We start from the raw sequence: 7,859 nt of genomic DNA, 5'->3' as shown, positions 1-7,859 counted from the left end.
ATCGCAATCAAGAGTAAGTGTTTGCAATGGTTGCTCACTTAAGTAGCGCTCCATGCGTAAAATATTGGCAATAGGCTCACCAGCTTTAATGTGCCCGCCAAGTGGGGCTAAGTATTCAACCATGCCGCCAATAGGGGCATAATAGGCAAAGTAGTCATCTAAGTTACATGCATAACGAGTCATATTAACTGGCGTATGCGGTGCGTTTTGTAATACGCCTTTGTGATTTAAGTAACTTAAAATGCTGTTTGCATCGTTTAATGCTTCTTTTAAGTCTATTTTTTCTTGGCTGCCTAGCTCTACAGTAAATGCTTCTACAGCTATTGATAATTCGCGACCTTGTCCGCTAAGCGCATCACTTAAATGCCACCATGGGCAAAAGTTAGCTTCATCCATAGCGCCGTCAAAATCACTAGGAATAAGCAATACATGTTCAATATTAAAGTAACGTGCGCTGTCGGTTGCATAGGTTGGGCAGTACAGATGCTTGCTTGAAATAGGGCCTGTGTGTAAATCGAGTACTATATCAGCCTGATGAGCGAGCTTTTGTAAGTTAAGCGCAATGCGTTTACCCGTATTGAGTAAATAAGCAGGGCCGTTAAGTTTGCTATCTACTTCGTCAATAAGTGCCTGTTTGAAGTTACTTTTTAATGTAGCGTCGTCATACTGAGTATGATTTTGTGCAAACTGTGCCACTAAATTTTTATTGTAGTGATACATGCGATTCCAATTAGTGCCCGTAATCGGATCGAACCTGCCAAGGGTAAACTCGCCAGATTTTTGATTACAGCCAATCGGATTTGCATAAGGTACAAGGGTAATATCGCCACTAAGGTTAAGGTGTTTTAATTGCTCAAGCAGCTGAAAAATAACTGCGTTACCTTGCACTTCAGCGCCATGCATATTGGCCTGAATGTAAACACTTGGCCCTGTGCCATCACCTTTTAAACGATACACAGGAATTGTAAGTGGTAAGCCGTTTGCAACTTCCCCTACTACAATGTTCTCTTGGCTAATGTGTGTTGTATTACTCATACTTGTTACCTTAAATAATGGCTGGCATTTTCGGCTTGGCGAACACAGGTAAGTGTACCGTTTTGCAAGGTGTACTCAGCAGCTAGCTCATGGCATAAAAAATACGGCATACTTTCGGTAAAGCCGTAAGCACCGCATTGGCTAAACACTAGCCAGTCGTGCTCATTTAAATCGCTTGGTAAGTTATGTTCACCCAAGCAATCAAGCGCTGTACAAAGTGGGCCGTATAAAGTGACCGCTTGAGTTTTAGCACTGGATTCACGCAGTAATGCAGCAGGAAAGTCCTGGCTGGTAACAGCAGGGCGTAATAAGTGATTTATACCGCCGCTTAAAATTACTTGTTCTTGATTGTAGTTTTGTTTGCGCTCTACTACTGGGTTTGCGTAATGACCGCATTCGCCAACGGCATAGCGACCAAGTTCCATCCATAGCTCTTCTACACCCGCATCATTTTTAATTTTAGCTAGCGCAGCAATTAAGTCATCCCAATCAAGTGTTGCTTCGTTTTGTGTATAAGGAATACCTAAACCGCCGCCTAAATCGAGAATTTTAAGGCTAATATTTAAATCGCTGGCAAGTTGGCTAAGAGGTGCAATCATTTGTGACCACAAGTCGCTTAGTTTTTGAGTGCTAAGCATGTTGCCCCACTGAAAAATATGCAGGCCGTCAAATTTAAGCGCAGGGTAGTCAGCTACATTGAGTGCTTGCCACTCATTACAACCCAAACCAAACGGCGTAAGGCTGTCGCCGCCCAGTGGGTTTTTTTCACCTTCAGGCCAGCGTAATTGTACACGCAGTAATACTTGTAACTGCGTGTTTTGTAGTTGCGCTTGTTGGTTTAACCAACGTACTTGATTGAGGCTTTCTGCTACGAATATACGCACGCCGCGCTCAATAAAGTGTTTTATTTGTTTAGGGCTTTTTGCAGGCCCTGTGTTGAGCACGCGCTGCGAGCTAATACCTTGTGCTAGTACTTGCTCAAGCTCACCTTTACTTGCTACGTCAAAATTAAAGCCAGCACTGTCTAAGCTTTGAATAATTTTAGACAGTGGGTTTGCTTTTACCGCGTACCACAGCTTTACATCGGTTTGCGCAACTAAACGCGCAAGATGCGTGTTTAGTTGATCTAGGTCGTAAACAAAAAAAGGTGTATCAAGTTGTTGTGTAATAGTATTTACAGCGGTTTTGATAGGCGTGCTCAAAAAGCTCATTATCGTAAAACCTCTTCAAGCAATAACGATGCATCGCTTTTCTCGTCGCGGTATTTAACTATTAACGCACACGACATGCTTAGGCCTTGCTCGCGCGCCCATTCGTTTGATGCAGGGCGAGAGCCCGGTATTACAATCGCGTACTCTGGGATTGGCTCGCCTTTATCTAGTTGGCGCTCGTTTACGCAGTCGTATACTGGAATAGTTGCTGATAAACGCACGCCAGGGGCAAGTACTGCGCCTTTTTTAATGACTACGCCTTCAACAATAATACAGCCTGCACCAATAAATGCGTCATCTTCAACCACTACTGGGCTTGCACCAATTGGCTCAAGTACACCACCAAGCTGAACTGCAGCACTTAAATGTACGTTTTTACCTACTTGTGCACAAGAACCCACCAATGCGTGGCTATCTACCATTGTGCCTTCGTCGATATATGCGCCAATGTTTACATACGCTGGTGGCATAATAATCGTGCCTTTAGCAACATAAGCACCACGGCGAACCCTTGAGCCACCTGGTACCATACGGACGCCATCATCAGTACTAAATTCTTGCGGAGCTAGGTTATGTTTATCAACAAAGCCGCCTGCAAATTCAGTATTAGTGCCATTTTTAAAGGCTTCTAAAATGCCTTGCTTTACTTCTACGTTAGCTTGCCATTGGCCGCTTTCGTTTTGTGATGCAGCGCGTACTGCGCCCGATTCTAAATTATTTAATAGTTCTAACCAGCTCATTATAAAAACCTGTATTTAATGCCAAGATAAAATGGTGTTGTTTGCAGTTGTAATGCAATCGGTTTGAGTTAACTCAAGATGTGTTAAAGGTGGACGAAGTTGCGGGCTGCTTAAGCGGCCTTGCAAATGCATCAGTACCTTTACGGGAATAGGGTTTGCGACAGCAAATAGGCTATTAATAGCGCTTGACCACTGGGCAAATAAATTAGGGTGTTGACCACTTAAACTGCGCTTAACAAACTCGTGAGTTTGTTCAGGCCATGCGTTTGCAGCTACCGACACCAAACCTTTTGCGCCAGCTTGAGCAAAATAAGGCATTAGCGCATCGTCGCCACTAAAAATAGCTAAATTAGGCGCCGCTTGGCGGTAAGCTTCAAACTGAGCAATACTGCCGCTCGCTTCTTTTAACGCCCATAAATTTTTATTGTTTTGTAAGTTTTGAATTGTTGCCGCTGGGATGCTAACAGCGCTTCGACCGGGTACGTTATAAAGCATACATGGATGAGCGCTTGCATTTAGTAGGCTTTCAAACCAATGAGTTTGACCTATAGCGCCAGGTTTTGCATAAAGCGGTGAGCCAAGTAAAAAGCTATGAATTGGGAGTGTATTACAGTAGTTAACCCACTCAATTTGTTGCTTTAAGTTACTACCGCCCACAGCTACCATGAGTGGTACTGTTGGTTTTAGCTGGCATACGTGCTCAACAATGGCTTGTTGCTCTTTTAGCGTTAGTGCTAAACCTTCGCCCGTACTGCCAAGTAGCAAAATACCGTTATGTGCCGCTTCTTGATCGCTAACCAACTTAGTTAACGTGTTGTAGTCAACATCGCCGTGTTGATCAAATGGCGTTACGAGCGCGGTCCACAGTGAGTAGTCGTTTAAATTGAAGTTGTTGATCATCTCTCACGAACTTATAATTTGTACCAATTTTATTAAAAACGTGATCATTTTAGCGATAACTAATTTAATGCAATTGGTATTATTCGAAGAGTTAAAAAGCTTTATGGAAGGAGCCGCATTAACGTCGTTCGAACTAATAATTCGAAGAGCGAATGGGCTTAAAATAATAGGGCGCACGGCCTTAATATTTAAGACCAGAAGCTCTCCACCAAACTAACAAGCTGCTTTTTATAAGCAGCTATTGGTGACAGTCGCTAGGGTTCAACCTAGTCGCCCGAAATAAACACCTCGCAAAAGTGGTTACTTCTCGGCGTTAATTCCCCTCACGTATGCTTGCTGGAGTTTGCGCTCCTAACATACGCTACCTGAATAACGCACCTCTTCTAGCCCTTTGCACCTGTTTGTAGAGTAAAACTTACAAACCTGTGCAATTTAAATAGGGTAATTACGGCGATTAAAGCATTTTAGCCGTCTAGGTGTCAAGCGACTAAATACAGATTAATTCATCGAAAAGAGGGGTGGTTACGTATTAGGTGCTTTTCTCGTACACTAGCAATATAAGTAGTGAGGTATTTAATTAGTATGGAAAAATTTAGCGATATTTATAAGCGAGCGGTAGAGCGAAAAGGATCCGAAAAAATGCTTAAGTTATTACTTGCAAAACCGCTATCTAAAAAACAACTAAGCACGTTAAGTGACGACGATTGGCTTGAAGAATTTACTCGAAAAGTATTTCAAAGCGGCTTTTATTGGTCAGTCATAAATAATAAGTGGGCAGGCTTTAGAGAGGTTTTTTGGGATTTTAGCGTTGACAAGTTATTAATGATGCCACCTGATATGCTGGAACAAAAAGCAACGGATGAGCGAATTGTTCGTAACTATAAAAAAGTAAAAACAATTACCGAAAATGCTTACATGATCCACGAAATAGCAGGGGAACATGGCAGTTTTAGTCAGTTTATCGCTAATTGGCCAACAGACGATATTATTGGTTTGTGGGCATATTTAAAAAAGCATGGTTCGCGTTTAGGCGGAAATACAGGGCCTTATGCGCTGCGAGCACTTGGTAAAGATACATTTTTACTATCACGCGATGTAGAGAATTATTTGCGTGCCCATAAAATTATAGACGGCGGCTTACAAACTAAAAAGTCACTAAATGCAGCCCAAGCTTTTTTTAACGAAATGCAAGAGCAAAGTGGCTTAAGTATGCAAGAGTTAAGCTTAATTGTTGCTTATGGCGTAGGTGACAACCGTGTTGGTATAAGTCAGCAACAATAGGAATTACCATGAAATTAGTGCCAAGATACACAGATGTTGCAGAAAACTTCGCGATAGAAGATTTCCCTGCAAGTGTCGCCTCTCCTCAGTTATTGCTGTGGAACGAGAGTTTAGCAAAACAATTTAATATTAACGTTGCGGCTGATTTGCGTGCCAGCACTTTTAGCGGTAACGAAAAACAGGCGATTCCTGCAGTAGCACTTGGTTACTCTGGGCACCAATTTGGACATTTTTCACCACGCTTAGGCGATGGACGAGCGCACTTACTGGGCGCTATTAGTGATGATGAAAACCAGTTATGGGATATTCAATTAAAAGGCTCTGGTGCTACTCCTTACTCAAGAGGTGGGGATGGACGTTGTGCTCTTGGTCCTGCTATTCGTGAATACGTAATGAGCGAAGCAATGCGTGCACTGGGAGTTAAAACCACACGCTGCTTAGCGGTTGTTGGTAGTGGTGAAACGGTTTATCGTAATCCGCCACAAGCAGGGGCTATCGTTACGCGTGTAGCAACGAGTCATATTCGTGTTGGCTCGTTTCAATATTTAGCGACGCAAGGCGATGTTGAAGGGCTTAAAAATTTAGCCGATTTAGCTATAGAGCGACACTACCCAGAAATAACCGATACAGGTTCGCAGCGATACTTAGCATTTTTAGGCGCTGTGATTAAAAACCAAGTTAAGCTAGTTGTGAGCTGGATGCGTGTTGGCTTTATTCACGGAGTAATGAATACAGATAATACGCTAGTTAGCGGAGAGACTATTGATTACGGCCCGTGTGCCATGATGAATAGCTTTGATTTTGATACCGTATTTAGCTCTATAGACAAACAAGGCCGCTATGCATTCGGTAATCAACCTAATATAGCTAACTGGAACTGCGCACGCTTAGCTGAGAGTTTAATACCGCTTATTAGCGATGATGACGAGCAAGCAGTTTTATTAATGACGCCATTTATTAATAGTTTTGCTGAGCAGTTTAATGCTGAGTTTACGGCTATGTGGGCACAAAAACTGGGTTTAACTGAATCTAGCGATAGTAGTGGCGAGTTAATAGCAGAGCTGTTAACGCTATTAAAAGATAATCAGCTCGACTACACCAATACCTTTGATGCGCTTACTGAATCCTTAAAAGGAAAAAAAAGCGTACCTGAGTCGCTAATTGAATGGAGAGCTAAGTGGGTAAGTTTAACTGACGATAATAGTTATGAAGTAATGAGAGCGGCAAATCCTCGTGTAATACCGCGTAATCATGTGATCGAAGAAATAATTGCACAATATAACGCTACAGGATCCAGCGAGTTGCTACAGCGCTTTATAAAAATAGCCGGTAATCCATACTCTTACGGTGAAAAGTTATCAGAATTTTGCTCTCCACCGACGAATGATAATGACTACCAGACTTTTTGTGGTACTTAATACTTAACTTTAAATATAACCACATGATTAAAAAGAGTCATTTTTTAATCAAACATGCGCATATACCTAGGGGAATGCTAATTCTGGTGGTATTATGCGCACAATTAAAACCAAGCAATATTTCTTTGCATTTATAAGTGCATTTAATTTAATTGCTCTTACATTCCTTGCTAAGTACTAATTTACAAAAAACTACTATATTTATTTTTCAATAAAGTTTTAATTTCGCCTATAGTAAGTGGATGTGTGTTGCGACAAGGCATAGAAAAAAGTAATAAACTTTATTTTTCGTTAAGTATTGATTAACAAAGGCTCAGTTAGTCTATATAAAACTGATTGAGCTAGTATCGATTAGCTACAATTTAAAATTGTTCAAATGGGAAGAAAACAATGAAATTAAAATCACTTACAATTGCAATCGCGTTGGCTGCAACTAGCGCATCTACATTCGCTGCTGATAAAGAAGAAGGTTTCTACATTGGCGCATTTGGCGACTACTATGACGCATCTTGGAAAAACATGCGTGACCAAGCCGGTCTTGACGTAAACGAATCAACTGGCTGGGGTGTTGAAGCTGGTTACCGTTTCAGTGATTACTGGAGCGCACGTCTTGAATATGCAGACATGGATTTTAATGCTTTTGATAAAGTTGCTGGCAACCGTAACAATATTGATGGCGAGCGTTACGGTATTGATGCTCTTTACCATTTAGACGGCGGTCCTTTCTATGGTCTTTTCGGTATTAAAGAAATTGACGTAGTTGATGACAACACATTCTTAAATGCAGGTGTTGGTTACCAACATTTCATTACAGATGGCTTATTTGTAAATGCTGAAACAGCTGTATACCAAGGTCTTGACCGTGGTTACACAGATGTTGGTGCTAAAATTGGTATTAACTACTTATTTGGCCAAAACTCTGCTCCTGTAGAGCCAGTAAAACCAGCTCCAGAGCCTAAAGTAGTTGAAGTAGCTGTAGCTCCTGTAGACAGCGATAACGATAACATTCCTGATGCAGATGATAAGTGTGCTAACACACCTATGACTGATGCTGTGGATGGTACGGGTTGTACTTTATATGAAGATAAAGAAGTAACAGTAAGCTTATTAGTGACTTTCCCTAACAATGCTTCTGCAGTATCTACTCATCGCTACATTAATGGGTGAAAATGACGCAACTGTTTCACTTGTTACTGCTGATACACAAGCACAAGCACTTGAAGATTGTGTTGATTTTGCTGCAGGTACAATTGATGCTACTCAAATTGATTCAT

6 protein-coding genes, 1 pseudogene and 1 riboswitch are annotated in these 7,859 nt (G+C 41.6%); of the genes and pseudogenes, 3 read left to right on the top strand and 4 right to left on the bottom strand.

Features of this window, described 5'->3' with window-relative positions:
- The 4 genes from H5072_RS06890 to dapA all read right to left on the bottom strand — a co-directional run.
- On the bottom strand, positions 1-1,035 hold a 1,035-nt coding region (locus H5072_RS06890; protein WP_182693092.1), incomplete at its 3' end, for a succinylglutamate desuccinylase/aspartoacylase family protein.
- A 5-nt stretch (positions 1,036-1,040) separates the two neighbouring features.
- A complete protein-coding gene (locus H5072_RS06885; protein WP_024597213.1) occupies positions 1,041-2,246 on the bottom strand; it encodes a PLP-dependent decarboxylase in 1,206 nt (401 codons plus the stop codon).
- Positions 2,246-2,986 carry a 2,3,4,5-tetrahydropyridine-2,6-dicarboxylate N-succinyltransferase gene (locus tag H5072_RS06880; RefSeq protein ID WP_182693091.1) on the bottom strand — a complete coding sequence of 247 codons (741 nt, stop codon included), beginning with the start codon at positions 2,984-2,986 and terminating at the stop codon, positions 2,246-2,248. The genes H5072_RS06885 and H5072_RS06880 overlap by 1 nt, the downstream gene beginning before the upstream one ends.
- 15 nt (positions 2,987-3,001) lie before the next feature.
- Positions 3,002-3,886 (bottom strand): 4-hydroxy-tetrahydrodipicolinate synthase, encoded by an 885-nt coding sequence (gene dapA, locus H5072_RS06875; RefSeq protein WP_002958800.1) that lies wholly within the window; start codon positions 3,884-3,886, stop codon positions 3,002-3,004.
- A gap of 190 nt (positions 3,887-4,076) precedes the next feature.
- Positions 4,077-4,277: riboswitch (Lysine riboswitch) on the bottom strand.
- Positions 4,278-4,468: 191 nt separating this feature from the next.
- On the opposite strand from dapA, the gene H5072_RS06870 reads away from it, so the two are divergent.
- The 3 genes and pseudogenes from H5072_RS06870 to H5072_RS06860 form a co-directional block, all read left to right on the top strand.
- Positions 4,469-5,167: a DNA-3-methyladenine glycosylase I gene (locus H5072_RS06870; RefSeq protein WP_024597214.1), complete on the top strand. Its 699-nt coding sequence runs from the start codon at positions 4,469-4,471 to the stop codon at positions 5,165-5,167.
- An 8-nt stretch (positions 5,168-5,175) separates the two neighbouring features.
- Positions 5,176-6,585: a YdiU family protein gene (locus H5072_RS06865; protein WP_182693090.1), complete on the top strand. Its 1,410-nt coding sequence runs from the start codon at positions 5,176-5,178 to the stop codon at positions 6,583-6,585.
- 390 nt (positions 6,586-6,975) lie between these two features.
- Positions 6,976-7,746: pseudogene (locus tag H5072_RS06860) on the top strand (outer membrane beta-barrel protein); the annotation flags it as partial.
- Between the last annotated feature and the right edge of the window lie 113 nt (positions 7,747-7,859).

Origin of the sequence: Pseudoalteromonas sp. SR45-5 (assembly GCF_014163565.1) — a bacterium.
Lineage (GTDB): Bacteria > Pseudomonadota > Gammaproteobacteria > Enterobacterales > Alteromonadaceae > Pseudoalteromonas > Pseudoalteromonas distincta.
The sequence above is the reverse complement of the archived record's forward strand: the minus strand, read 5'-3'. Positions and strand labels throughout refer to the sequence as shown.